The 26,275-nt window shown below is 38.0% G+C and carries 20 protein-coding genes; 8 read left to right on the top strand and 12 right to left on the bottom strand.

Annotated features, from left to right (window positions below):
- Nucleotides 1-25: 25 nt before the first annotated feature.
- Entirely contained in the window at nt 26-451 is a 426-nt protein-coding gene (locus Q360_RS0118440) for a VOC family protein (protein ID WP_027078397.1), read from the top strand.
- 7 nt (nt 452-458) lie between these two features.
- Nucleotides 459-1,325, top strand: coding sequence for a transporter substrate-binding domain-containing protein (locus tag Q360_RS0118435; protein ID WP_051554800.1), 867 nt, complete (start codon nt 459-461; stop codon nt 1,323-1,325).
- An 80-nt stretch (nt 1,326-1,405) separates the two neighbouring features.
- On the opposite strand, the gene Q360_RS0118430 is transcribed toward Q360_RS0118435, so the two are convergent.
- The 7 genes from Q360_RS0118430 to Q360_RS0118395 form a co-directional block, all read right to left on the bottom strand.
- Complete coding sequence (locus tag Q360_RS0118430; protein ID WP_027078395.1) at nt 1,406-1,798, bottom strand: ACT domain-containing protein; 393 nt, start codon at nt 1,796-1,798, stop codon at nt 1,406-1,408.
- A gap of 37 nt (nt 1,799-1,835) precedes the next feature.
- Nucleotides 1,836-2,807 carry an aldo/keto reductase gene (locus Q360_RS0118425; protein WP_027078394.1) on the bottom strand — a complete coding sequence of 324 codons (972 nt, stop codon included), beginning with the start codon at nt 2,805-2,807 and terminating at the stop codon, nt 1,836-1,838.
- A gap of 849 nt (nt 2,808-3,656) precedes the next feature.
- Nucleotides 3,657-5,384 (bottom strand): alpha/beta hydrolase-fold protein, encoded by a 1,728-nt coding sequence (locus Q360_RS0118415; RefSeq protein ID WP_036196296.1) that lies wholly within the window; start codon nt 5,382-5,384, stop codon nt 3,657-3,659.
- A gap of 235 nt (nt 5,385-5,619) precedes the next feature.
- A complete protein-coding gene (locus tag Q360_RS0118410; RefSeq protein ID WP_027078392.1) occupies nt 5,620-6,681 on the bottom strand; it encodes a sensor histidine kinase in 1,062 nt (353 codons plus the stop codon).
- A 258-nt stretch (nt 6,682-6,939) separates the two neighbouring features.
- Nucleotides 6,940-7,824, bottom strand: a complete 885-nt coding sequence (locus Q360_RS0118405; protein ID WP_027078391.1) for a bifunctional 5,10-methylenetetrahydrofolate dehydrogenase/5,10-methenyltetrahydrofolate cyclohydrolase — start codon at nt 7,822-7,824, stop codon at nt 6,940-6,942.
- 47 nt (nt 7,825-7,871) lie between these two features.
- A complete protein-coding gene (gene ffh / locus Q360_RS0118400; protein WP_027078390.1) occupies nt 7,872-9,200 on the bottom strand; it encodes a signal recognition particle protein in 1,329 nt (442 codons plus the stop codon).
- A gap of 425 nt (nt 9,201-9,625) precedes the next feature.
- On the bottom strand, nt 9,626-11,398 hold the full coding sequence (locus tag Q360_RS0118395; RefSeq protein WP_027078389.1) for a hypothetical protein: 1,773 nt from the start codon (nt 11,396-11,398) through the stop codon (nt 9,626-9,628).
- A gap of 91 nt (nt 11,399-11,489) precedes the next feature.
- On the opposite strand from Q360_RS0118395, the gene Q360_RS0118390 reads away from it, so the two are divergent.
- The 3 genes from Q360_RS0118390 (at nt 11,490) to Q360_RS0118380 (ending at nt 15,678) form a co-directional block, all read left to right on the top strand.
- Complete coding sequence (locus Q360_RS0118390) at nt 11,490-12,017, top strand: RNA polymerase sigma factor (protein ID WP_051554799.1); 528 nt, start codon at nt 11,490-11,492, stop codon at nt 12,015-12,017.
- A gap of 243 nt (nt 12,018-12,260) precedes the next feature.
- Nucleotides 12,261-13,172: a FecR family protein gene (locus Q360_RS0118385; protein WP_027078387.1), complete on the top strand. Its 912-nt coding sequence runs from the start codon at nt 12,261-12,263 to the stop codon at nt 13,170-13,172.
- Nucleotides 13,153-15,678 carry a TonB-dependent receptor gene (locus Q360_RS0118380; protein WP_027078386.1) on the top strand — a complete coding sequence of 842 codons (2,526 nt, stop codon included), beginning with the start codon at nt 13,153-13,155 and terminating at the stop codon, nt 15,676-15,678. Before Q360_RS0118385 ends, Q360_RS0118380 begins: the two co-directional genes overlap by 20 nt.
- Here the strand turns inward: Q360_RS0118380 and Q360_RS0118375 are convergent.
- Nucleotides 15,675-16,577, bottom strand: coding sequence for a Brp/Blh family beta-carotene 15,15'-dioxygenase (locus tag Q360_RS0118375; RefSeq protein WP_084273502.1), 903 nt, complete (start codon nt 16,575-16,577; stop codon nt 15,675-15,677). The two genes, Q360_RS0118380 and Q360_RS0118375, sit on opposite strands and share 4 nt — an antisense overlap.
- An 87-nt stretch (nt 16,578-16,664) precedes the next feature.
- On the opposite strand from Q360_RS0118375, the gene Q360_RS0118370 reads away from it, so the two are divergent.
- Entirely contained in the window at nt 16,665-17,420 is a 756-nt protein-coding gene (locus Q360_RS0118370; protein WP_027078384.1) for a bacteriorhodopsin-like, read from the top strand.
- A 295-nt stretch (nt 17,421-17,715) separates the two neighbouring features.
- On the opposite strand, the gene Q360_RS0118365 is transcribed toward Q360_RS0118370, so the two are convergent.
- Both Q360_RS0118365 and argS read right to left on the bottom strand, forming a co-directional pair.
- Nucleotides 17,716-17,925 (bottom strand): zinc-dependent peptidase, encoded by a 210-nt coding sequence (locus Q360_RS0118365; RefSeq protein WP_027078383.1) that lies wholly within the window; start codon nt 17,923-17,925, stop codon nt 17,716-17,718.
- Nucleotides 17,926-18,447: 522 nt separating this feature from the next.
- Nucleotides 18,448-20,229, bottom strand: coding sequence for an arginine--tRNA ligase (argS, locus tag Q360_RS0118360; protein ID WP_027078382.1), 1,782 nt, complete (start codon nt 20,227-20,229; stop codon nt 18,448-18,450).
- A 101-nt stretch (nt 20,230-20,330) separates the two neighbouring features.
- Here argS and Q360_RS0118355 point away from each other — a divergent pair, with 101 nt between their 5' ends.
- Together Q360_RS0118355 and Q360_RS0118350 are read left to right on the top strand one after the other, a co-directional pair.
- Nucleotides 20,331-20,756, top strand: a complete 426-nt coding sequence (locus Q360_RS0118355; RefSeq protein ID WP_027078381.1) for a hypothetical protein — start codon at nt 20,331-20,333, stop codon at nt 20,754-20,756.
- A gap of 115 nt (nt 20,757-20,871) precedes the next feature.
- A complete protein-coding gene (locus Q360_RS0118350) occupies nt 20,872-22,311 on the top strand; it encodes an SDR family oxidoreductase (RefSeq protein ID WP_027078380.1) in 1,440 nt (479 codons plus the stop codon).
- 120 nt (nt 22,312-22,431) lie between these two features.
- On the opposite strand, the gene Q360_RS0118345 is transcribed toward Q360_RS0118350, so the two are convergent.
- Both Q360_RS0118345 and Q360_RS23870 read right to left on the bottom strand, forming a co-directional pair.
- Nucleotides 22,432-24,606, bottom strand: a complete 2,175-nt coding sequence (locus Q360_RS0118345) for a xanthine dehydrogenase family protein molybdopterin-binding subunit (RefSeq protein WP_027078379.1) — start codon at nt 24,604-24,606, stop codon at nt 22,432-22,434.
- Between the two features lie 3 nt (nt 24,607-24,609).
- The gene (locus tag Q360_RS23870) at nt 24,610-25,101 is read right to left on the bottom strand and encodes a (2Fe-2S)-binding protein (RefSeq protein ID WP_036196295.1); all 492 of its coding nucleotides are present in this window, start codon (nt 25,099-25,101) and stop codon (nt 24,610-24,612) included.
- Nucleotides 25,102-26,275 lie beyond the last annotated feature (1,174 nt).

Here is a 26,275-nt window from a genome sequence, read left to right as displayed (position 1 = left end):
TAATTTTATGTAAAATAAATGCCTTATGTCCAACGTCACTCCTTTTCACATTGCTATACCAGTACATAACCTCGCAGCATGCAGAATCTTCTATAGGGATGTATTAAAGTGCGAAGAAGGCCGCAGTAGCGATCATTGGGTAGATTTTAATTTATTTGGTCATCAATTGGTTATCCATTACAAACCAAAATCGGAAGAAACCAACCTGCATAGCAACCCTGTTGATGGCCACGATGTTCCTGTTCCACATTACGGTGTGGTACTCCCTTGGGAAACTTTTGAAAGCTTCTCTTCGGAGTTGCTTGAAAAAGATGTGGAATTTATCATTGAACCCTACATACGATTTAAGGGCCAAGTTGGGGAACAAGCGACCATGTTCTTCTTAGATCCTGCTGGTAACGCACTGGAGTTTAAAGCATTTAAAGACATGAAACAGCTGTTTGTAAAGTAAAACGATAATGAGGCCACAACCATTAATACCACTACTTAAAAAATATTATCGGTTATTTTTAGGTTGTAGTCTAATCCTCATTTCTATACAGATAACCAACGGTTGTCGCAACAAAACAAGCGCCAAACAGGCCACAGTATCTATTGAGAAAACCCTCCCAAATGTTTTGGATAAGGTTAGAAAATTTGGTGTTTTGAGAGTTGGAACCACAGGGGATTTCAAACCTTTTTCTTATCAAACGCCACAAGATTCAATAAATTTTTATGGAATTGATATTGAACTTGCCAAAGACCTAGGTAAAGCTTTAGGGGTACACGTGGTGTTTGTAAAGACAAGTTGGCCAAATTTAATGGAAGATTTAAAATCTGGAGCGTATGATATTGGAATGAGTGGCATTACAATTACACCTGAAAGAACTGCCTTAGCTGCATTTAGTATTCCTGCACTTACAAGCGGAAAAGCAGCCATTACTAGAGATGAAAATGTATCACGTTTCACTTCTCTTGAAAAGATTAACAAGAAAGGAGTAAAAGTCATTGTAAACCCAGGAGGGACTAACGAGACTTTTGCTAGAGCCAATTTTCCTAATGCCACCTTGGTTGAAAATGATGAAAACATTACTATTTTTCAAAAAATAATTGACGGGGAGGCGGACCTTATGGTAACAGACGCTACAGAGACTTTAGTGCAAGAACGTATTCATCCTGAGTTAGATGCTGTAAATCCAGAGACGCCTTTCAATAGCTTTCAAATGGGCTTTATTTTCAAAAAAGATGTAGCGTTCCAAACCTTTGTAAATCAATGGTTGACTGGAGTTAAAACAAATGGAAAGTACGCCATAATTTTTGAACAAGAGCTAGGTAAGATAAAATAGACTGTTTCATAAACAAAATATGCTTCCACTCCTTTAAATAAATTCACACCCATTATTCTACGATTTTAGTACTGCTCTCCTTAGCTAGATAAGCCCTGTAAAACTTTCATAGCATTATCAGCATCCTTCACAGCTACAAAAATATGATCATGGTAATAAGCGGAAATAACGTTGCAACTAATATTATGCTCTGCTAATGCAGAGGCAAATACCGCTGTTAATCCAACAGCTTCCAAAGAAGAATGAATCTTTAAGGTAATCCATGAAGCAATGTAGTCGTATTTAAAATGTTGCGCATCTGCCAATTTTTTTTCCAAAACAATGGTATACCCTTCTTGCTCCTTAAATTCACAAATAGTAACCGACCTTTCTACCTGATTTATGTCTTTTATAGAAACAAAAACATAGATACCCCTATTAAGTTTAGGAGTCATTTCACTTAAGAGCCTACCTAAATCCTTTTCTCCTGACATCTAATTTTAATCTATATTTTTTATTTATATATCTATTTTATTGCGACCATGACGTAGGAATCCTATCCCATCTATGCTTTAATAACACCTCGTACACGTCTTTAGATAAACCATTACCATCACTTGTTGCTATATTCGCCAACACATTTTTCTGTTTACGCATACCGGGTATGGTAGTCCCTACATTGTCGTTCATCAAGATAAAACGAAGTGCCATTTCTGCCATGGTCATCCCGTCTGGGATTAATGGCCGTAATGCATCTGCATGGGCCACCGAAGAAATTAAATTTTCCGGAACAAAATAGGTCCCTCTCCAATCTCCTTCGGGAAAGGTAGTTTCCTTAGTAATATTCCCTGTTAAAGTGCCCTCATCAAAGGGTACACGTGCAATGGTTGCAATATCCAATTCCCTACATAACGGAAACAGCGCATCCTCAGGTGCTTGATCAAATATATTATAAATGACCTGTACGGCATCTAACATACCCGTTTTTAAGGCTTTTAAACCATTTTCCGGTTCCCAACGATTCATACTAATACCGATGGCTACAATTTTACCAGACGCCTTCAAATCCTCAATAGCTCGTTGCCATTCTTCACGATTACTCCAACCATCGTCCCACGTATGAAATTGAAGGAGATCTAGCTGCTCAGTTCCTAAGTTTTTTAATGTTTTGTGGGTATACTCCATAATATGCTCCGTCGGGTAGGAATCCTCAAAGGAATATTCAGGTTTCGCAGGCCATTGAAAATTTTTAGGTGGAATTTTACTCGCTGTATATAACTTTTTTAACGGGTGTCTTCTTACAAGTTCACCTAATAACTCTTCGCTATGCCCTTCGCCATAACCCCAAGCTGTATCAAAAAAATTAACTCCCTCATCAACGGCCAAATCCAACGATTTTGAGGACTGTGCGTCGTCACTTGCCGTCCAACCAGCCATTCCCCACATGCCATAACCTACTTCACTCACGTGCCAATCGGTACGACCAAATCTTCTGTATTCCATTCTTAGTTATTACTTAAGTAAATCTGCACTAACGCTAGCACCGAATATAATTCAGTAAGGTTCTATAAAAATTAATTTTATTTGTTTTTTATAAAAAATGTTAGGGTTTAATACAATAAGGCCAAAAAATCAAAATATGTTACGGCTATTTGCTAAAATAGTACGTGAATAACGCTCCTAATTCTATAGTTAAATTTTAAAAGCTATACTCCTCGTAAAAACCGTACACCAATTGCAACCCGCCTTTACGAACCCAGAAATAGGCAAAAATAAGGTTCGGCACCCAACAGAGCCAAGCCACAAAACAGTAAGCGGAAACAAAGTCACCAAAAGCTATCATCAGTAGTGGAGACCATATACGTTAGGTAATAGTACCAAAACATGCCTCATAGCTAATAATCATGAAGCCTTGATGTCGTTTTATGTCACCACTGCGTACCACTTTGTAAATCCATGATTGTAGTTTACAACCAAAACACGCCTAACGAAATGAACCTAAAAGATAAGATTAGGCCTCCTGCCGCAAAAAAATCAATATAAATACGACAAACTTGGCTTACCAGGGCCAAGCACAAGCAAATCTTACTAATAAGGTGATGCCTACTCAAATGACAGGGGCCATTTTCTTACTGAACGGTATCCATCCGATTAACAAGGCGATACCGCCAAAGAGAATATGTTCTTAAAATCCAATATTCCAAATTACATTCGATAAAAACAAATCAGTTTTGGATGCCAATAGACCAAGTTTACCGTCGGTAAAAAAATATAATACCGGATATAGAACAACACAAAAGGCAAAAAAACAAAGACACACCAAGTAACTTTATTTCTGTTGTTCATCGTATGCTATTTATACCTCCAGCTTGTCAAATCAGCCCCTTTTGGTGCGCTTTCTGCTATACGCTTCATAACTTTTGGCACATACATACTATTATAACGCAATCTCGTAATCGCGTTGGGTAACTCGGGGTCACCGTTCCAGCAATGTTCAGCACGGTCGCCGTACAGTACTTCTCCATCATAATAGGGCTCTGAGGTGCTTTCTAAAAAATCTTCCATGAGGTATACGGCATTATTCAAATAGTAATTATCCATATCACCACAATAGATATGAATTTTTCCTTTTAGGTTCTCGCCTAATTTATCCCAATCACGTTCTAGAATATGTCTTAAATCGTAGTTTTCTTTCCAATACTCGGCAACGGAATGGTCAATATCACCAGTCATTTTGTCCCAGATACGCACAGGATAGCCATCCTCCCCTTGCGGAGAGTACGTTGCTTCCCATATATCCCATTGCTGTCCTGATCGGGACCTATCGCCCAACACTAGTTCTAAATGATTGCCTTGGCGTAAGGTAGATTGTATGTTCCCTAAATAATCGCGATGTGCCGGAACCTCTAATTTTTTATTTGCACTTTCATAGTAGTAGGCATTATCATCTTCGTAAATATTTGTAAGCGTATAGGCCCTAAAGTCAATTGGGTCTGGACAAGCAGCAAAGCAGCCATTATACTCCTCTGGATATTTCACCTGCACCGCCAAAGACTCCCAACCACCCGTAGAACCACCGTATAGGAATCTAGACCAGCCTTGGCCCAATCCTCTGAATTCCTTTTCTATATATGGAATAAGCTCATAGGTAATCGCATCCCCGTACGGCCCTTGGCTGGCAGAATTAACTGCATACGAATCATCATAATACGGGGTTGGATGTTGGATTTCTATAATCAACATTCTAGGGAAATCTGGCTCGTTCCAACGTTTATAAAAGTCATAGGCTTCTTGTTGTTGGATTACATTATATCCTTCTAAACTAAACCGCTCGGAATACACTGGCTCCATATTTGGGTCTGGAGGCGTCGTTCGGAATCCACCAAAATCACTTGGAAAATGACCTTGAAATACCATAAGCGGATATTTGGCCTCAGGATGTTCTTTAAAACCTTTAGGCAATAATATATGAGCGCCCAAAAACATATCCCTACCCCAAAACGTAGATAGTTTTTTCGATTTAATTTTGATATGCTTTATCCATTCGGTATCCTTTGGCTCTTCAATTGGCGGAATTACTTGGTCCATGACCACGTCTACGTTAGAGATTCCATTATCTGCCACCCTTATTTTAAAAGGCTTACTGTATAAATTACCTGGTGATCGCTGCCATTGCTGTCCTTCACCGTTATCCATTGGAAGTTTTACAGTTTGTCCAGTGGCCAAATCAAACGTTTCGTAAACGTTCAATAACGCTTGGACATTATACTCGCCTGGTGGCACTTCTGCCAAACTAGAAAACGGATACCCAAAAACGGTATCGTCAAAAGTTATCGAAACCCCTGGGGCCATGGCATCCACATTTAGCCCAAATATCAATTGGCCGTTTAATCCGTCATTAATCTGAAAACGCGGCTCTTTTTCGTCGTTATTGGAAAACATGAGCAATAGTCTGCCGTCTTTGGACATATCACTAACTTCAGAAGCGAAAGAAACGTTTACCGAATTAGTGGACTTCAAATCTTCTTTACAGGATTGTAATACCGCAATGTAAAGCAATAAAATTATTAGTTTTTTCATGGTTGGAATTCTTTCCTAAAAGATACGGTATTACTGGTTAGCATCAAATACCAAGTAGGGATTTCTAAGGTTATAATCTAGGTTGAAACCCTAAATAATAAATCAATGAAAAGAGTACTATTTTCATTGATACTTATGGCCTGAATTATTGTCCTTAGCAGTTGCGATTATGGTGCTAGTAACGATATAGCTATCTTGACGCCTGTCGACTCATCTGCTACTAGAACAGAAAACCCTAGTCCGTCTTAAATTTGATAGTAAATGTAGTTCCTTGATTCAGTTCACTTTTTACGCTAATCTCACCTCCAAGACTGGTTATCTGATTGTGAACAATGTAAAGACCAACACCTTTTCCCTCCTTCTCCGAGTCAAATCTTTGATTTAAATTAAACAGTTTATCCCCAATCACAGTCAAATCCATACCACTACCATTATCCCTTACCACTAAGGTTTTTTGTCCATCTTCAATAGAAGAAAATAGTTCAAGTGCTGGATAAACACCGGGTTTTGTATATTTAATTGCATTGGTAATAAGGTTTAAAAAAATACTCTGCATGAAGACCTTGTTAAAATAAACACTTTGAAAAGAAGAAAAGTCAGAACTGATTGTGGTATTTGAGTTTTGAATCAATGACCCTATGGAGTTAATCACTGCCGAAAGACTATCGTCCAGAACAACTTCTTCAAGTGCTGCTTTTCCAAAACTACTATTCCTCATGATATTTAGATAGTTGTCCAATGAATTTTTAACTCCCTTGACTCCTATTTCTATATACTTCAGTATTTCTAATGTTTCCTTATTCTTTATCTCGTCATAATTAATTAAATTAAAAAGGGAAAGCACGCTATGCATCGGAGACCTTAAGTCGTGGGAGGTAATAAGATTGAATCGTGTGAGGTCTTCATTCTGTTGAATAAGTTTAACTAGCTCATCCAAACGTTCATTCTTTAATACCTTCTGATGGGTAATATTCTTCGCTATAGCATAAACCAACTTTTTATTTTCTATAGGAACAGCACTCCATGATAACCAAGCCAAATCTCCTGATTTGGTACGGTACCTATTTTCAAAACTGGTAATAGATTGGCTGTCAAATAAACCTTTTCTAATTTCCTCAGTCTGCTGGCGATCACCCGCGTAAACAAAATCATTTATTTTCTTAGACAAGAGCTCCTGTTTGGTATAGCCAATCATTCTCAAAAAGGCTGGATTCACATCAACAAAATAGCCGTCAAAATTAGCCACGCATAATAAGTCTAAAGAGGAATCAAAAAATGGATTTAAGGAAACTGACATTACAATTTTTTATTTAAAGTTAGTTTAATGAAAACATATATGCCAACAATTGAGCTCAAAAAAAGTTAATTAATACCCAGATATAGCTTGCTGCTCCATTGGCGTAAGAATTCACACAACGCATTGTAGTAACCTATCGATAAAAAGAATTTTAGTTGGGTTTTGATGAAGTTAAAAGGTTTAACGCAAAAAAACTTCCAATCTAAAAGATTGAAAGTTTTCAAAGTATATCGTATTCGTAAATTTTAGTTGACGCTCTTATTCTCTGTTTCTGTGTCTTTCCCTAGCCAATAGTGTATTTTTAAGTAACATAGCTATGGTCATTGGACCAACGCCACCGGGAACGGGAGTTATAAAGGAAGCTTTTTTACTTACATTTTCAAAATCTACATCCCCAGTGATATAATATCCTTTTGGTCGTGTATCGTCTGGAACCCTTGTAATACCCACATCGATAACGACTGCATCATCCTTAACCATCTCGGCTTTTAGGAAATTAGGTACGCCCAGTGCTGAAATTACAATATCAGCCTGAGAAATAATCTGGGTAATATTTTTAGTGTGACTATGAGTCAAGGTTACTGTAGAATTTCCTGGCCAACCTTTCCTACCCATTAAGATACTCATTGGTCTACCTACGATATGGCTTCTCCCAATTACTACCGTATGCTTTCCTTTAGTGTCTACTTTATAACGCTCCAAAAGCTCCAAAATACCAAAAGGCGTAGCCGGAATAAAAGTGCTCATATCCAAGGCCATTTTACCAAAATTGGTAGGATGAAATCCGTCTACATCCTTATCTGGATGTACCGCCATAATCACTTTTTGGGTATCTATTTGTTCCGGTAACGGCAATTGCACTATAAAACCGTCTATATCCTCATTTACATTTAGCTCCTTTATTTTCTTTAAGAGTTCTTGTTCCGATGTGGTACTAGGCATTTGAATGAGGGTAGATTCAAAACCTACACGCTCGCAGGACCTCACTTTACTACCTACATAGGTTAAACTCGCCCCATCGTTCCCAACGATTATAGCAGCCAAATGCGGAACTTTTTCGCCATTTGCCTTCATTTTTGCCACCTCAGTAGCGATTTCCTCCTTTATTTGATTGGATACTTTTTTACCGTCGAGAATCTCCATTTTTTGTCTTAGCTAATTACTATTTATTACCAACATGAAACCTACTTTTACTTCATATTCTGCATCATCTGCATCATCTTTTTGCCTCCGCCACCTTGCATCATTTTCATCATTTTACTCATCTGATCAAATTGTTTTAGCAATTGGTTTACATCCTGCACCTCCCTGCCACTTCCTTTGGCGATTCGTTTTTTACGACTTGCATCAAGCTTAGCAGGGCTGGAACGTTCCTCCGGTGTCATGGAATGAATAATAGCCTCTATATGTTTAAAGGCATCATCATCTACATCCAAGCCCTTTAATGCTTTTCCTGCGCCTGGAATCATGCCCATGAGGTCCTTCATGTTCCCCATTTTCTTGATTTGCTGTATTTGGCTTAAAAAATCATCGAAACCAAACTTATTCTTGGCTATTTTCTTTTGAATCTTACGGGCCTCCTCTTCATCGAACTGTTCTTGTGCACGCTCCACTAAGGAGATAACATCTCCCATTCCAAGGATACGGTCTGCCATACGGGAAGGATAGAATACATCAATAGCTTCCATCTTCTCACCTGTTCCTATAAACTTTATCGGCTTATCTACAACGGACTTAATGGAAATTGCCGCACCGCCACGGGTATCACCATCCAGCTTGGTAAGAATAACCCCATCAAAATTAAGGATATCGTTAAAAGCCTTTGCTGTATTAACAGCATCTTGACCTGTCATAGAATCTACCACAAACAAGGTTTCTTGTGGTTGTATGGCCTTATGAATATCGGAAATCTCCGCCATCATCTTTTCATCCACGGCCAAACGACCTGCGGTATCTATAATGACTACGTTATGGCCATCTGCCTTTGCCTTGGCAACTCCTGCTTTGGCAATGGAAACAGGATCAGTATTTTCTCTATCGGAATATACCGGCACTCCTATTTGTTCTCCAACTACATGCAATTGGTCAATCGCAGCAGGACGGTATACATCACAAGCCACCATTAAAGGATTCTTAGACTTTTTCGTCTTTAAGAAATTTGCTAGTTTCCCAGAGAATGTGGTCTTACCCGAACCTTGAAGCCCAGTCATCAGAATTATTGATGGGTTTCCCGAAAGATGAATACCTTCCGATTCCCCACCCATTAGCGCTGTAAGTTCTTCTTTAACGATTTTGACCATTAACTGACCCGGTTGAAGGGTAGTTAACACGTTTTGTCCCATTGCCTTTTCCTTAACCCTATTGGTAAATTCCTTGGCAATTTTAAAGTTGACATCCGCATCCAAAAGCGCCCTGCGGACTTCCTTTGTAGTTTCAGCTACGTTAATTTCGGTGATCTGCCCGTGCCCTTTAAGGACGTGAAGGGCTTTATCTAACTTTTCGCTTAAATTATCAAACATATATTTTGCAATTTTGAGGGAGTGCAAATTTAACAATATCAACGCTAAGTAGATAAAATGAAGCCTAAAATCTATAAAACAAAAGAGCACTCATGAAACATGAGTGCTCTTTTATGGGATGTGGGGTAAAAAAGGTATTACGTTTTCATAACAATTTCTAGTTTCAAAACTCCATCAACACCACCAACAAGGCCCAACTCTTTTCTGTTGGCGGTGTATATCTGGATATTATTCTTATCACTAGTTACTATTTGAATAGCGTTCTATAGTTTTTCAAAAATGAGTCGATCTGCACTATCACCTCCTTCACCTATATCTTTCAATTCTCGTATCACTGTAAGAGACAATACTTTAATTTTCCGATAACTATGCAAGGTTTTGGGCACTATAATAGCCTCTAGGAATTACTTCCCAGAAGCTTATTTTTATTCTTCTCTTTCTAAAATCAATCTGTCATAACCTTCATTTTGATTTTCATGCTTAAGCTCCATTCTATTCTCCAATATCTCTATAATTTCGTAATCATTGGCTAATGGAAGGTAATTACTACCTGGTGCAAAAGAAATAATTAGCTCTAATTTATCACTAGAAGTATTTCGATAAGCAAACCACCTACCTGTGCTAAAGACTTCTCCCTCAAGATTTCTAACTTCTAAGCTTCCGTCATTATCTATATATAATTTAACATCAGCATATGCTGCTGTAGTCTCATCTCCATTCTCAGCAAAATAAGTAATGTCCCACTCCACATCATTGAATAAACTTCTGATGAAAACCACATCATTGTCATCATCGTCATCTGAACAGTTTCTTACGATAACAAGCTCATAAGCTGTTCCTTCAACATTAAACTTGATGAACCTATTTCTTAAATCAGACAATAACCACTCAAAGCTAACACCTGGTTCATCACCCATAGTAATGGCAACTACAAAACGTCCTTCTGTGTTCGTGGTGATGGCCCACGCACCTTCAGATACAGTTTCCTCATGGGTCAAGGTGATCATGCCGTCAGCTTTAAATGTAAACTCACTACCAAGTAATCTATTGATATGCTCGCCATTATTTTTAACTCTTTTAATTACCCAGTTGCATTCTCTTAATATTTCACGGATTGTATCAGGATTAAACTCTGGAAGGTCGTCTTCACATATTTGTCTCATGATGATACGGTTGCCTTCACCATTGTATAATTTAATTCTATCATCACCTACATCATAAACATTCCATTCCAAATTAAAATCAACAGATATATCAAACTCCATGTTCAGTTTAGCTCCATCATCATTAAAAGTAGTGTTCCAAGTACCTTCTATAGTTGTAGCTCCTCTAAAACCAGTTACTACTGTTCCATCTTCCTTAAAGTTGAAAACATAGTCCAAATATTGCCCAATTTGATTAATATTATTTCTTTTAAATTCCTTTACAGACCAGATACACTCCACTAATTCTTCATTAAAGTCTTCCTCATCAAAATCGTCATCATTATAGTCGTCGTCATCATCTTCATCACAAGCTTCTCTGGCACCTTCTATAGTCCTTGCTAATTCTTGATTACTATTTACAACAACAGTAGTACTGTCATAAAGTTTCAAGGAAATTGGAAAATTAAAACTTAAAAAATCACTAGCATCAAGTCCCTTAAAAAATAATCTAAGATCTCTATCGCTTTCAACAACTATAGAGCCTGTCTGTTCTAAACTTGCATCAAAAGTAAATACCGTCATTGGGTACACAAAATCAATACATTCAATATCATCATCATCACCACCTTCTTTACATTCAGCAGCTAATTCTCTTAAGTCTTCAAAACTATTAATAGTAATTTCAGTAAAATCACCAGCAGTAATGGTTATCGGGAAGAGAATTTCTAAGAAGTCTATATCATCATCGACCTCATCAAAAATTTCTTCGATTAAATGAAGACCTTCCCTAGAATCAATAGTGATTTCTAATCCGTTTGCCTCAACGGTATAAGGGAATTTAATATCAAAACAACTGGCTCCGTCTACTATATTATCAAAAGAACCATCTTTGGTAGAGGTATTTTCAATTAACTTTGCAACAGAAGAACTAGCTGTAATTGGCTGCTCTTCCGCTTCACCCCCAATTATTTCAAACTCATCTTGGCAAGAGGTAAAGTTTAACGTAGCCATCAGTAGGCTAATATACACGGCATAACTAAAAAACTTTTTCATAACGATTCGGTATTTATTGTTCATACATTTCTAAAACAACACACTTTAAAAAAACCCTACCTCCTTTTTTATTTTTTTTAAAATATATTTGATGAAAATAACTACAGTGCACCCAAGCCAAGAATCTAACGTTTGCCAAGAAAGCGTGTATAATGGTATTTTCAAGGATACCTCTAAAACGATTTTCAACTACATATATTATAAGTTCGGTAATGAAGAAAAAGCACATGATGCTGTACAGGAGGCTTTTATAAAACTCTGGGAAAACTGTGCGAAGGTACCGCCAAAAAAAGCAAAATCCTTTTTATACACTGTGGCCAATAACCTGTATCTAAATGTTCTAAAAGCTGAAAAAATAAGGTTAAAGTATGCTGATAAAAGTTTAAAAAATACGAATGAGAATCCGGAATTTATTATGGAGGAGAAACAGTTCCAAGAAAAACTGGATGCGGCCCTAGAAAGTTTACCAGAAAATCAAAGGGTTACTTTTTTGATGAACAGAATAGATGGATTAAAATATACCGAAATTGCAGAACTGGAAGGTGTTAGTATTAAGGCCATAGAAAAACGGATGCATTTGGCGCTAAAAAGTCTAAGGAAAAAGATTGATGGAATTTGATTAAAAGTAAGTAGTTAGGTTGCTAAAAGGTTCGTTTAAAGTTTCGTTTAAAGTTTCGTTTAAAGTTTCGTTTAAAGTTTAAAATCGATTATTTAAACGTGGTAAAAGCTAGTTCTAATTTTCTTTTCAAAGAAAGACAGAACATAGGCGTATTGGTATATTTTGAGCACTACACTTTTCTTAATTTAAAAAAAGTAGGGTTTTTTTAAAAGCAATTGTTATTAACGTATAAAGCTGGAACTAATGCAAGAAGATTACTTGGCAAAATGGCTCAACAATGAACTTACGGAAGCAGAACTTTCGGAGTTTAAAAAGTCCGATGCGTATGCCACGTACCAAAAAATAAGAGCTACCACGGCGACTATGCAAGCTCCAGATTTTGACACAAATCAGGCTTGGGAAGAACTGAAAGTGCAACGCATGCAAGCCGAATCAAAGATACTGACCCTCTCTCCATTCAAATCTTTCCTAAAGGTTGCCGCAGTAGTAGCCGTAGTATTGGGAGGTGCCTATTTTTATTTGAATTCACTAAACGAAGCTGTAGCTACCCAATATGCAGAAACCAAAGAGATTATTTTACCCGATACTTCAGAAATACTATTGAATGCGGAATCCCAAGTATCCTACGACGAAAAAGACTGGAACAATAAGCGAAATATCTCCTTACAGGGAGAAGCGTTCTTTAACGTAGCCAAAGGAAATTCTTTTACTGTAACTACAGATCAAGGAACGGTTACTGTTTTGGGAACCCAGTTTAATGTAGAGAACCGAGATGGCTTTTTTGAAGTCACTTGTTTTGAAGGGTTAGTAAGCGTTCTTTACGACGGAAAAGAAAACAAACTTACTGCCGGAAACGCTATTATAGTCGTCAACGGAAAACTATCTAAAGCTAGCGCAGTAAAAAACGGACAACCCTCTTGGATGCAGAACGAAAGCAGTTTCAAGAGTATTCCGTTGAATTACGTTTTGGCTGAATTCCAAAGGCAACATAATATAACGGTAGACAGCAAAGGTGTGGACACCAATGTTCTTTTTACAGGATCTTTTAGCAACACAGATACAGACCTTGCCCTTAAAAGTATTAGTGTTCCTCTACAAATAAAGTTTACTTTAGAGGGGAATAACGTGCTGTTCTATGAGAAAAACGCACCTTAGTACACTTTCTTTATTTCTTTTTTTTATCAGTCTTTTACTTGGATTAGGGAGAGTGGCAGCCCAAGAACTGCCCAAAACTTCCATAGGTATCATTGAACTCATTAAGGAGTTAGAAGTAACCTATCAAGTAAAATTTTCTTACTTGGATACTGATCTTACTAAAATTGAACTGGCAAAACCAAATGGAAGCACTCTCGCTAAAATATTAGTTCAAATAAGCGAACGTACAAAATTGGATATTCAAAAACTAAGCGATAGGTATTACAGTATTTCCAAAAGTAAATTACGTACCATCTGTGCGACCGTGCTGGATAATTTTGAACAAAATACCATACCGGGCGCTACTATACAAGTGCTTGGAAGTCCTCTGGCTATGATAACCGACTTGGACGGTAATTTCTTCCTATCGGACATTCCAAGAACCGCCATGATACAAATCCAACACATCGGTTTTAAAACACTTTTCATACCTGCGGAAAACTTTATAGCGGAACCGTGTAGCATTATCGCTATGGCTCAAAGCTATCAAGAACTGGAAGAGGTTGTGGTGTATAAATTCTTAACCGAAGGTTTAAAGAAACTGACGGATGGCAGCATAGAGCTCAACAGTGCTGGGTTTGGAATCCTCCCTGGGCTCAGCGAACCGGATATACTACAAAGCATACAATCGCTTCCAGGCATAAAAAGTGTGGATGAAACGGTGTCCGACATCAATATAAGAGGTGGCACTAATGACCAGAACCTCATTTTATGGGATGGAATTAAAATGTACCAATCCGGACACTTCTTTGGTTTGATATCGGCCTTTAATCCGTATTTGACAGATAAGGTTACCGTAATTAAAAATGGAACAAGCGCTAGATACGGAGAGGGTGTTAGTGGTGTCTTGGATATGGAAACTAAGAACACGATTGAGGATTCCTTCTTTGGTGGAGCGGGTTTTAATCTGATTAGTGGAGATGTATACGGGCAAATTTCAATAGCAGATAACGTAGCCTTACAATTCTCCGGAAGACGCTCCCATACCGATTTCATTGAAACGCCTACCTATTCCACCTTTTCCCAGAAAGCTTTTCAAGATACTAAGGTGCAAGCGAATAGTGATTTCTACTTTTATGACTTTACCGGAAAGATACTTTATGATATAAATGCTGATCATCGCGTGCGATTGAGTCTAATTAATATGAATAACAACTTAGACTATCAGGAAAAAGAACTAGACGGAAGCCTAACCAACCGAAGCTCCTTGGACCAGACCAATCTTTCATTTGGCGGTATTCTAGAAAGCGATTGGAGCACTAGTTTTTCCACTCAGCTGAGTCTCTATTACACCAACTATCAATTGAATGCGTTGAGTATTTCCAACGATGCAAGACAACGGTTGATACAAAACAATCTTGTTATCGAAAAAAGCGCTAAACTCAATACCTCACTTGAATTAAATGAACAATTAAAATGGGACAACGGATATCAAATAATCGAAACTGGGATAGCGAACAAAACAGAACTCAACGAGCCAGCATTCATACGTAATATAAAAGGCGTAGTCTACAACCATTCTCTTTATTCAGAACTACGTTACCGTTCGCCCAATCAGAAACTAGCTGCTAGTGCTGGCGGACGATTCAATTACATACAGAACACCGATACCTTTGCCGAACTGGTGATAGAGCCTAGACTTAATATAAGTTTTGAGCTGGCGCCATTTTACAAAACCGAAGTGATGGGAGAGTTTAAAAGTCAGACGACGAGCCAGGTCATTGATCTAGAACAGAATTTTTTAGGCATAGAAAAACGCCGGTGGGTATTGGCAGATGGTGCCAATTTACCTATTACAAGAAGTAAACAAGGTTCATGGGGCTTTAATTATGACCAGAATAGTTTCTACGCAGGCATCGAAGCTTTTTTTAAAGAGGTAGATGGAATAAATGTAAACACTCAGGGGTTCCAAAACCAAAATCAGTTTGATGGGGAAGTAGGTAGCTATGCGATAAAGGGGATAGAGCTACTGTTGAACAAAAAAACCAATACCTATAGTACCTGGCTCAGTTACACCTTTAATCAAAACGATTATAGTTTTAATACGCTTGTCCCAAGCACTTTTCCAAATAATCTGGACGTCACCCATTCCGTTACCTTGGCCGGCAATTATACCTACAACAACCTTAAACTAGGTGTGGGACTCAACTACCGTTCCGGTAGACCGTTTACCCTGCCCAACGCTACAAACCCAATTGACACTAGCGTTGTTCCGAATCAAATCGTTTATCAAGACCCGAACAACAGTAGGCTTTCAGAGTATTTTAGGGCAGACTTCTCGGCTATCTACGATTTTTCACTTACCGGTAAGATTAAAGCATCCGCTGGTGTATCCGTACTCAACTTCACCAACAGGCGTAACAATCTCAATATATTTTTTAGGTTGGATGAGGCTAACGGAATAGAAAAAGTGAAACGCATTTCTTTAGGTGTCACTCCGAACGCAAGTTTTCGAATTCGGTTTTAACGCTTATAAAGCCTATTAATTACGAGTACATGAGGAAAGGTAATCGCTGCTAAAAAAGAAAAGAAAAATGCCAAAGACGTACTTAGATTATCCTTGAATAAAATTAACATTATACCCATTCCTAGAACTGATATCAACCAATACGTAAAAGAGGACACTACATATTTTTTAATATTTGAAATGGTTACCGCTCCATAAAGGTATTTAATTTGATCTACCATGGAAGGTAATGAATGCCAAAGGATAAAATATATGGCAAAAGCCAATAACAAGGAAGATGAATAGAAGACGATAGTAAGGACTAAAATAAAAAATAACTGTTTGACCACATTAAACTTTATTTTTTTCTTAGCATAACTAATTGCACCAAACAAGCAAGTTATTATTCCCGTAGACAAAACGCCATAACTATAAAAGTTAATGGGAATGTTAAATCCACATATTTGTTCTATAACCAAACTCACCTCAATCGCATGTGCCGAAAAAATTAAGAATAAAATAAAAATACCATAGGTCGATAAAAAAATAGAGTTCAAAACTGATGGGACTTTAATTTTAGAGACCCAATGTTGCTCTCCAAAATGATATCCACTAAATAATACAAACGCTGCTAATGCAACTGTTGGAATAAATAAAAACAATAAGCCACTACCTAGAACAAAAAGAGTATAATAAATCAAGGTAATAAAAAATCCCTTTTTAGTATTTATTTTTTTATTAGCCTTTTGAAGTAACTTAATGTCGTTAGCGCCATGAAGAATCCCAAAAGTCAATATTAATAAGTATGCTAGCATATTTTCAATAGCCTCTTCAAAATATATAGCTAACCACAGTGAGAAAAAGGTAGTTACAATGGTAAAACTTCCCAAATCAATATTTTGAACTATATTTTTTTTCAATTTATTTAATATTTTAACATTTTAATTAAACGAGATGTGTTTAACTTTATGTAAATTTACCTCAACAAAACCTTAAAAACTAAATATATGGAAAATTTAATGAGTTCTTTTTCGCTCGTATCCAAAATGGCTACGGACGATTATGTTGGCTTTACATTCTTTGTTGGAAGTATGGCTATGATGGCGGCTTCCGCTTTTTTCTTTCTTTCTATGAATGATTTCGATAGGAAATGGAAAACTTCGATACTGATATCTGGTATCATCACTTTTATTGCTGCGGTGCATTATTTCTACATGCGCGATTATTGGGAAGCAATTGGCGAATCTCCAACATTTTTCAGGTATGTGGACTGGACGTTAACAGTTCCATTAATGTGTGTTGAGTTTTACCTAATATTAAAAGTTGCTGGTGCCAAGCAATCATTAATGTGGAAATTAATTTTAGCCTCTGTTGTTATGTTAGTTACAGGTTATGCTGGAGAAGCAATATTTACTACTGGAACTGGTCCAGCACTTTGGGGCTTCTTTTCAGGTGTTGCTTACTTCTACATTGTATACGAAATTTGGTTTGGAAGTGCCAGAAAATTGGCAGAAAAAGCTGGTGGTGCAGTTTTAAAAGCACACAAAACGCTATGTTGGTTTGTATTGGTAGGATGGGCTATTTACCCATTAGGTTACATGGCAGGTACGCCAGGATGGTATGACGGTATTGCTGGCTTAGGATTAAACATGGATGTTATTTATAACATAGGAGATGCCATTAACAAAATTGGTTTCGGTCTTGTTGTTTATGCAGCTGCAGTAGCTTCTAAAAGCGAAAACAAAAAAGTAGCCACCGCCTAGTAGGCAAGCTGAAGTAGTTACTAATTCAGTTGCTATTTTAAATATATACAAATAAGAAACTAGCAACCCTTATTTAGTTGGTTATAAATTCAAGTTGCTATTTGAAAGACCGCCTAAGGCGGTCTTTCTTATTTATATAGGGTAACAAACTGAATCAGATTTATAAAAAACTCCTGATAACTGTCTATCAGTAACAGTAAAAAACATTTCGTAAAACCCAGCTCCATAAAAATATTAAACATGAGATTCCTATTGGTTCAGGAATAAATTAGAACGCAAGTTTTAAAATATACTTTTAAGGTAGTTTGTAAAACACAAAGCTGAGCATCACCTTTACGGTACTATAAAGTTGTGGAAAGTGAGCCGCAAATTCTATAGCTGTTGCTACGTAACTTTCGGCAGCAACGGCAAAAAACTTATATGTATTAGGCTTACCGTACTTTCTAAAGTAGTTATTCTTCTCCCATTTTGCATTAAGCTCTGAATCAGACACTAAGCATTTCATTTTCTTCATTCAAAAAATAAAAAGAAATGACCTCACATTTAATTTATTGGCCATATGAAAACTAAATACATAATCGAGTTCGTGACCTACCAAGTTTAGATTATCATTTGGAATCCTAAACCCTTACAATAATTGCTGGGCTGAAAACCTAAAGTATTAAGTGCGGGATTATATGTTCCATACTATTGCTTTATGCTTATACTAGAATAATATAAGGCGTAATAAATAATGATTTTGTAAATAGACAAGACCAAGAAGTCTACCAAACCCAAAGTCAACATAGCGCCAGTAGTGGAGATGAGTAATATTATCTTATCCTCTTCCTCAATAACTTCATGGAACACACTATTTTCCGATGCCTGAAAACAAATACGTTTTTCTCAAACTCCCTTTTAATTAGGTGGCGATATTTTATTGAAGGGGTTAAGGAATAATAAATCTAGGGTATACCAAACCATGTATAGAAAGAAGGCCACCAACTGCAAAAACATCGACCAGAATTTCCATCCAATAGGCATGATACTACATTCGTTCAGGAACAGCTACACCCAATAATCCAAACGCAGATTGAATAACCTCCCCTACCTTTTGAGACAGTTGGACTCGAAGCACCTTCTTTTCTTCATCTGTTTCGCCTAAAATGGAGACCTGCTGGTACAAGGAGTTAAATTCTCGAACTAAATCATACGTATAGTTTGCGATTACAGCAGGGCTATAATTTTCAGCTGCCAATTGAATCGTATCCGGAAATACCTGCAATTGCTTTATCAACTCTTTTTCTTTAGGATGCAACCCGGTTATTTTTAACTCGTTTTGCCATTCTATTTTGGTGTCCTTGGCCTTTCTCAATATGGATTGTATTCTAGCGTAGGTATACTGAATAAAAGGACCCGTATTCCCCTGAAAGTCTACCGATTCCTCCGGGTTAAATAAAATTCTCTTTTTAGGGTCTACTTTTAGGATGTAATATTTTAAGGCTCCAAGACCAATCATCTTATAAAGTGATTGTTTTTCTATATCAGAATAATTTTCCAATTTACCCAGTTCCTCAGATATGGCACGAGCAGTTTTTGTCATATCCTCCATCAGGTCATCGGCATCTACCACAGTACCTTCCCTACTCTTCATTTTTCCACTAGGCAGGTCTACCATCCCATAACTCAGGTGGTATAACTTATCGGCCCATGTAAATCCTAGTTTTTTAAGAATTAGAAAAAGGACCTTAAAATGATAATCCTGCTCATTACCTACAGTATAGACCATTCCATTGATATCTTCATGATCCTTTACCCTTTGTATGGCAGTACCTATGTCTTGGGTCATATACACGGCTGTACCATCGGAACGTAAAACAATTTTCTCATCCAGCCCCTCTGCTGTCAAATCTATCCAGACACTACCATCTTCTTTTTTATGAAAAACTCCATTTTTAATTCCATCCGCAACCACATCCTTTCCTAAAAGATAGGTATCGCTCTCATAGAGGTAGGAATCAAAATCCACACCGAGATTTTTGTATGTGGTTTCAAAACCTTCATATACCCAACCGTTCATTTTCTTCCATAGGGCAACGACGGCTTCATCTCCTGCCTCCCACTTTAAGAGCATTTGTTGTGCCTCTAATAATATAGGAGCTTCCTTTTCAGCTACCTTCTTATCCGTTCCTACATCTATCATTGCAGCAACTTCTACCTTGTAGGCCTTATCAAAAGCAACATAATAATTACCGACTAACTTATCACCCTTAAGTCCCGTACTTTTTGGAGTTTCCCCATTACCAAAACGCTGCCACGCCAACATACTTTTGCAAATATGAATACCACGGTCATTAATGATCTGAGTCTTGTATACCTTTTTGCCTGACGCCTTTAATATCTCCGCCACGGAATACCCTAATAAGTTGTTTCGGATGTGCCCTAGATGCAAAGGCTTATTGGTGTTTGGGGATGAATATTCAACGAGTATCGCATCATCTGATTGTGGTACAATTCCAAACGTTTTATTTTCCCTAATATCCCTAAATAAATCAATGTAAAAAGCATCAGAAATAATAATATTCAAAAATCCCTTTACGACATTGAAACCGATAACGATGTCTAGCTCCTTTTCCAAATATGCTCCCACTTGCTCCCCTATCTGAACAGGAGTACCCTTTACGTGCCTGAGCATAGGAAAAACAACTACCGTAATGTCCCCTTCAAAATCTTTTCTAGTGGGTTGAAACTCAACATTAGGCAAGGTTACACTATATAAAGTGTGAATACCTTCAGTCACTTTCTTCTCCAGTACATCCTGAATCTTCATATAAAAGTAATTAAGCCTGCAAAACTAATCATTTTTACACTTATCGCTCTATTAGTTCAAATATCCCTTTCCCTTTTATTAACTTTAAAGAAAAATGCTAAATGCTAGTAAATGTATCTTATAACGACAAAGCGATTACCAAAAAGGTAGATGAGGCCGTTGGAAAACCCTTCACACTTAAAGACCGACTGAATATGGGCGGGATAGGTTCTCCTAAACTTATTATTACAGAGACCAGTGTCGAAATTAGAAATTTACTTATTCTGGACAATAACAGGGACACTTGCAATATAGAAATAAGACCCAAGGGTATTATCGTTCGTTTTAGGTCTTTATTGGAAACTTTTGCGCTGGTGATTCCGTATTATAAACTTAGCATCTACAAAGGGCAAGCCTCCGTTTACTCAGTGTACCGGGATCATTATTTTTTTAAGGTGGAATCCGACACTAAAGCGGTTCAAAAGTTCTTTTCGAGGCTATTAGGCTATAAGGCAGACAATGCACCCACGTCAATAGAAGATCTTTAATCCCTTAGCTAAATTTTAAAAGTCTATTTAGAAAACAAAGTCACATTGCTATAAAACCAAACTGCTAATTCAATCCAAACTCACTGATTACTAGATACACCTAGATTTATAAAAAATGAAAATACTTCTTACAGGTGCCAACGGTTACATAGGAATGAGGCTGCTCCCACAGTTATTAGATGCGGGACATGAGGTCGTTTGTGCCGTAAGGGATGCAGAACGGCTTTCAGTAGATGCCGAAACACGGAACCAAATAGAAATCGTAGAAATCGATTTTCTAAACGAGGTAAAAGAGGGTTTACTACCAAAGGATTTGGATGCCGCTTACTTCCTTATTCATTCCATGAGTACCTCTACGACCGATTTTGACGAATTGGAAGCCAAAACGGCTACTAATTTTAATAACTATGTAGCTGAAACAAACATTAAGCAGGTCATTTACCTGAGCGGCATCGTGAACGATGCTACGCTTTCCAAGCACCTATGGTCGCGTAGAAATGTTGAAGAAATACTATATAAAGGAGATTTTAGCCTGACTGTGCTTAGAGCCGGAATTATAGTAGGCTCCGGAAGTTCTTCGTTTGAAATTATCCGAGACTTATGTGAAAAATTACCCTTCATGATAACCCCAAAATGGGTGTTGACCAAAACCCAACCAATTGCGATACGAGATGTTATTTCATTTTTAACCGGTGTATTGGGCAATGAGAAGACGTGTGATGACTCTTTTGATATAGCTGGTCCAAATGTACTAACCTACAAGGAGATGTTACATCAATACGCAAAGGCAAGAGGTTTTAAAAATTGGATTTATACCGTTCCTGTTATGACCCCGAAACTATCTTCCTATTGGTTATATTTCGTAACATCTACATCGTACACCTTAGCTTTAAACCTTGTGGATAGCATGAAAATAGAGGTTGTCGCAAAGGACCAAAGACTAGCGAACCTTTTAAATATAACTCCTCATACCTACAGCGAAGCTCTTGATATGGCTTTTAATAAGATTGAGCAAAACTTGGTGGTCAGCAGCTGGAAAGACAGTATGGTCAGTGGACGATTCAATAAAAATTTAGAAAAGTATATTCAGGTTCCAAGATTTGGTGTGTTGCGTGATGTGAAAACACTAAAGATTAATGACCCTAAACAGGTTTTAGGAAATATTTGGAAAATTGGCGGAAAAAATGGCTGGTATTATGGAAACTGGCTTTGGAAACTTCGTGGTTTTATAGATAAACTTATAGGTGGTGTGGGACTTAGAAGAGGCAGAACGCATCCAGACAAAATCTACTCTGGGGATGCATTGGATTTTTGGAGAGTTCTCTTGGCTGACAAAAAAGGAAAACGTCTCTTGCTATTTGCCGAAATGAAACTACCTGGAGAAGCTTGGTTAGAATTCAGAATAGATGATAATAATATACTACACCAAACAGCCACCTTCAGGCCACGAGGTTTAAAAGGCAGACTATACTGGTACAGCATTGTGCCGCTGCACTATTTTATTTTTGGTGGGATGATACGGAATATTGCCAAAGTTAAACCAAAATCAGAATAAGAACTTGAGTGTCGTCTTAACACAACAAATAATAAGCAAACACATTTTATAGTATCGCTTTGTTTTCATTGGTATACCTCACTATATCAATGCAAAGGGTATTTTTTATACATGCAAGAACTAAATATCATTTCCACTCAACTGCAAAGGCATTTCTCTAAGGCGCTGTCCCGTTAGCCTAAATACAGCATTTGCTATGGCCGCTCCAATAGGTCCCAAAGGTGGCTCCCCAACGGCACCAGGTGTGTCCGACCCTTGAAGCAAAACTACATCTATCTCTTTAGGCGCATGTTTCATTAAAGCCATTTGATACGGCCCATAGATGGTTGGTGTCAACTCGCCATTTTCAACTTCCATTTTTTCAAACATAGCAGCACTCAAACCCATAATAATAGCACCTTCACATTGGGCGCGAACCTGATCCGGATTCACAGCTAGGCCAGGGTCTATAGCACACGTAACTTTATGCACTTTTATTTGTTTGTTTTCAATAGACACCACAGCGATTTCTGCACAGGGTGTATTCGCATCGGTAGATACTGCAAAACCCATTGCCTTTCCGTCGATAACCTCATCTGTATAGCCTGCTTTCTCTACCACGGTTCTAATGACAGATTTTAACCGTATACCCCTTTCATTATCCTGGATATGAGCCAAGCGAAATTCCGCTGGGTTCCTGTCTGCTTTCACTGCTAATTCGTCCATAAAACTTTCTATGGCAAAGGTATTAGCCAATAGCCCAAGGCTGCGCCACCAACTGGTTGCAAAAGGCAATTTAACCCGCCAAGAAATAGCTTGATAATTGGGTATTACACCATACTGAATCATTCCGCCACGCCAAGCACCTAAATCGGCTCCCAAAACAGTTTCCAATATTTTAGGAAGCATAGGAGAACCAAAAGCAACAGCACCACTAGATACGTTATGTTCCAAAGCTTCTATCATTCCGTTGGTATTTAATTTACCTTTCAACACATGGTGTGTCGGTGGGCGAAACCTATCATTCTGAAATTCTTCTTTCCTAGTAAAAAAACACTTTACCGGTTTCCCTACCGCTTTAGATAGTACCGCTGCCTGTATCCCATTTGGCGTATGTAGTCCTCTGCCAAAACCACCGCCCAAGAAGGTAGGCATTATATTCACTTGTTCAGCATCGAAACCTAGGCGTTCTGCAATTTCTCCACGTGTAATACTCACCACCTGTGTAGACATCATAATGGTAGCTTTATCGGCCTCTACATAGGCAAGGGCGCCACTAGGCTCCAATTGGGCGTGTGCCCCTATCGGACTCCAGTATTCGGAAATTATAACGTTATCATCATCTTCCAATAAACCGTTAGCGTTTCCTTCTTTTTGTATTACGAAAGGTTTTCCCTTCCCAACAGTAACCATAGCTCTAATGTCAGCTGTTTGCAGATTTTCTTGGCTTTCCCATTGGACTTCAATAGCTGCCTTAGCATTTTCAGCTTCAATTAAGGAATAAGCCACAACGCCTACAAAGTCCTTTTCTTGAACTATTTTAAGTACGCCAGGCATTCCTTCTGCTTTACTGATATCCGAACTTAAGTAGGTAGATCCAATTCGAGATTGGCGCACCACTGCACCATATAACATATCCGGCATGGTAGCGTCCATCCCAAAAATAGGCGCACCGAATACTTTATCTTCTAAATCTACACGGGCAATAGGCTTACCCACAAACTTATATTCAGAAATAGGCTTTAACTCGGGCGTATCGGGAACTGCCCAATCAGAAACCCCTTCCACCGTTTGCGCAAAGGTCATACTTTTAGCGCCATCAGAAATAACGCCGTTGGTTACGGTAAGCTCAGAGAGTTCAACCTCCATTTTGTTGGCCGCTTCCATCTTAATCATTTCTCGCATGGTAGCGGCCAATTCGCGAAGTGGTACCCAAAGTGCGGATACCGATGTGCTGCCCCCTGTAGCAAACGCATCCATATTTCCCGAAGCAGAATCTGCATGTACCACGCTGATCTGTTCCATAGAAATCTCTAATTCATCTGCTGCCATTTGGGCCAGACTAGTAAAAGTACCTTGCCCCATTTCCACCTTGGGACTATGCAAAACCACTTTGTTTTCACTAGTAATCTCAAACCAAATTATAGGTGTATCCGTATTTCCTTGATAAGGCGTATCTGCCGTATTTATCATTCCTGCAATTCCTCTTCGCACATGATTTCTAAGCAAATAGGTTCCAACAGCAAGAACACCTAATGTACTTAAGCCACCTCTTACTAAAAATTTACGTCTAGATATTTTTTTCTTTTCTGCCATGACCTAAGCGTTTTGATTTTGAACTACTTCGTTCGGCGTATGTAATTCCGCAGCTCTGTGAATAGCCTTTCGCATGCGGTAATATGTAGCACAACGGCACACATTTATAATATTGTCATCTATATCTTGATCTGTAGGTTTTGGAACTTTGTTTAACAACGCGGCGGTAGCCATCATAAAACCGGGTTGACAGTATCCGCATTGTGGCACCACTTCTTCTATCCATGCTTGCTGCACAGGATGGGGGTTCTCTTTTGTTCCAAGCCCTTCTATGGTCGTAATTTCTTTTCCCTCGGCAAATTTAACCCCATAAGAACAGGAGCGAACTGCTTCGCCATCTACATGCAAGGTACATGCACCGCAAGCGGCTTTTCCACATCCAAACTTGGTGCCTTTCAAGTCTAAAATATCCCTAATGACCCAAAGCAAGGGTGTATTGCCATCGGCTATCTCTAAGGCATGAGACCTTCCGTTTACATTCAATGAAATGTTCATATGCTTTATTTTATTTTAATGGTATAGTATGGCCTTCTTCAAACCACATTTTAGCCGCTTTTTTATCATTCTCTTTGGAAACGGAAGGTAATTATCTGGGAACTCCTTTTACATCCACTCCAGGCTCCTAAACCAACGGGAATAGAACATACTTTGTTCACCCGAAATTGATTGTAAACAAATAAAAGGCGGTGTAAGGTGTTATATTAATTATACAAACAAGCAAAAATAATATTTTAAAAAACCACCTAATTTTTAATACTAAAGATACTTTATTTTACAGCGGAAATACCGCAGTTTCTCTTGATTTTTCTGCATCAGAAAGCAGCAAAGATCGATTGTTACTACTTCTTTAAAAACGAGCACAGCAACACTCCTTCATACCTACGTTTGAAAAGCATCTACCTAACCTATGTAATCCAATGCTGTTTAGGTACAGCCGAGAAGCACAGCTTAAACAGCGTGTTTTTATTAGGATGCTATTGATGCAACAGATGACCCTATCCATGGAAATTAACAAATGTGAATGTTTAATAGATATTAAGGACAGTTCATTGGAATGAATCATTTTTTCATGGTGGTGAAACAGACCAACTAATTCTTCCTGCTCTTCGCCTAGAAAATAGCCACACTAATAAATGATGTGTTGGCATTTTAAAACGTATAATGATTAAGATTCGCAACCCATGCCCTAAGGTGAAGATTGCAATAAAACGGATACTGGTTTTAGTTGTGCTGCATGTTACGCATTGGTAACGCTGTATGGTTTATTAGTTGTAATTGTACAAGTACATAATACGGTATTAAAAGGAAGGACTCACGTGTAGAAAAGCAATACGAAATCTTTACTTAATAAAGGGATAAGTAGCCACACTTCATGAGTACTCTGAAAGAAAAGCAAGCTAGAGACATCTAGCATGTGTATTATGTGCTCAGCGGAGAAGCACGTGAAAATAGAAGTTAAAATTTGTACTGATGAGATAGGCTTTCCAATCAGGAGTATTGAGCTAACATCTTTCGCCTTTTCATCAGTAGTTTTGCTTATGAAATGTTTTTGTTACTCGCACAAAAGAGTAAGTGGGCTTCAGCTAAAGAGCAAAAAAAAGGCAAATCGGTTCCATAAGAACCTACTTGCTGCAGGTTGATACAACACTAAAACATGCAAAATAAAAGT

It is taken from the genome of Maribacter antarcticus DSM 21422 (assembly GCF_000621125.1).
In the GTDB taxonomy this organism is placed as follows: Bacteria; Bacteroidota; Bacteroidia; order Flavobacteriales; family Flavobacteriaceae; genus Maribacter; species Maribacter antarcticus.
Note: the sequence above shows the minus strand (reverse complement) of the source record. Positions and strands in the feature narration are given on the sequence as shown.

Excerpts from the sequence above, each read along its gene's own strand:
- Q360_RS0118440 (WP_027078397.1), top strand. The coding sequence starts at position 26 with ATGTCCAACGTCACTCCTTTTCACATTGCTATACCAGTACATAACCTC.
- Q360_RS0118435 (WP_051554800.1), top strand. The coding sequence starts at position 459 with ATGAGGCCACAACCATTAATACCACTACTTAAAAAATATTATCGGTTA.
- Q360_RS0118430 (WP_027078395.1), bottom strand. The coding sequence starts at position 1,798 with ATGTCAGGAGAAAAGGATTTAGGTAGGCTCTTAAGTGAAATGACTCCT.
- Q360_RS0118425 (WP_027078394.1), bottom strand. The coding sequence starts at position 2,807 with ATGGAATACAGAAGATTTGGTCGTACCGATTGGCACGTGAGTGAAGTA.
- Q360_RS0118415 (WP_036196296.1), bottom strand. The coding sequence starts at position 5,384 with ATGAAAAAACTAATAATTTTATTGCTTTACATTGCGGTATTACAATCC.
- Q360_RS0118410 (WP_027078392.1), bottom strand. The coding sequence starts at position 6,681 with ATGTCAGTTTCCTTAAATCCATTTTTTGATTCCTCTTTAGACTTATTA.
- Q360_RS0118405 (WP_027078391.1), bottom strand. The coding sequence starts at position 7,824 with ATGGAGATTCTCGACGGTAAAAAAGTATCCAATCAAATAAAGGAGGAA.
- ffh (WP_027078390.1), bottom strand. The coding sequence starts at position 9,200 with ATGTTTGATAATTTAAGCGAAAAGTTAGATAAAGCCCTTCACGTCCTT.
- Q360_RS0118395 (WP_027078389.1), bottom strand. The coding sequence starts at position 11,398 with ATGAAAAAGTTTTTTAGTTATGCCGTGTATATTAGCCTACTGATGGCT.
- Q360_RS0118390 (WP_051554799.1), top strand. The coding sequence starts at position 11,490 with ATGAAAATAACTACAGTGCACCCAAGCCAAGAATCTAACGTTTGCCAA.
- Q360_RS0118385 (WP_027078387.1), top strand. The coding sequence starts at position 12,261 with ATGCAAGAAGATTACTTGGCAAAATGGCTCAACAATGAACTTACGGAA.
- Q360_RS0118380 (WP_027078386.1), top strand. The coding sequence starts at position 13,153 with ATGAGAAAAACGCACCTTAGTACACTTTCTTTATTTCTTTTTTTTATC.
- Q360_RS0118370 (WP_027078384.1), top strand. The coding sequence starts at position 16,665 with ATGGAAAATTTAATGAGTTCTTTTTCGCTCGTATCCAAAATGGCTACG.
- Q360_RS0118365 (WP_027078383.1), bottom strand. The coding sequence starts at position 17,925 with ATGAAATGCTTAGTGTCTGATTCAGAGCTTAATGCAAAATGGGAGAAG.
- argS (WP_027078382.1), bottom strand. The coding sequence starts at position 20,229 with ATGAAGATTCAGGATGTACTGGAGAAGAAAGTGACTGAAGGTATTCAC.
- Q360_RS0118355 (WP_027078381.1), top strand. The coding sequence starts at position 20,331 with ATGCTAGTAAATGTATCTTATAACGACAAAGCGATTACCAAAAAGGTA.
- Q360_RS0118350 (WP_027078380.1), top strand. The coding sequence starts at position 20,872 with ATGAAAATACTTCTTACAGGTGCCAACGGTTACATAGGAATGAGGCTG.
- Q360_RS0118345 (WP_027078379.1), bottom strand. The coding sequence starts at position 24,606 with ATGGCAGAAAAGAAAAAAATATCTAGACGTAAATTTTTAGTAAGAGGT.
- Q360_RS23870 (WP_036196295.1), bottom strand. The coding sequence starts at position 25,101 with ATGAACATTTCATTGAATGTAAACGGAAGGTCTCATGCCTTAGAGATA.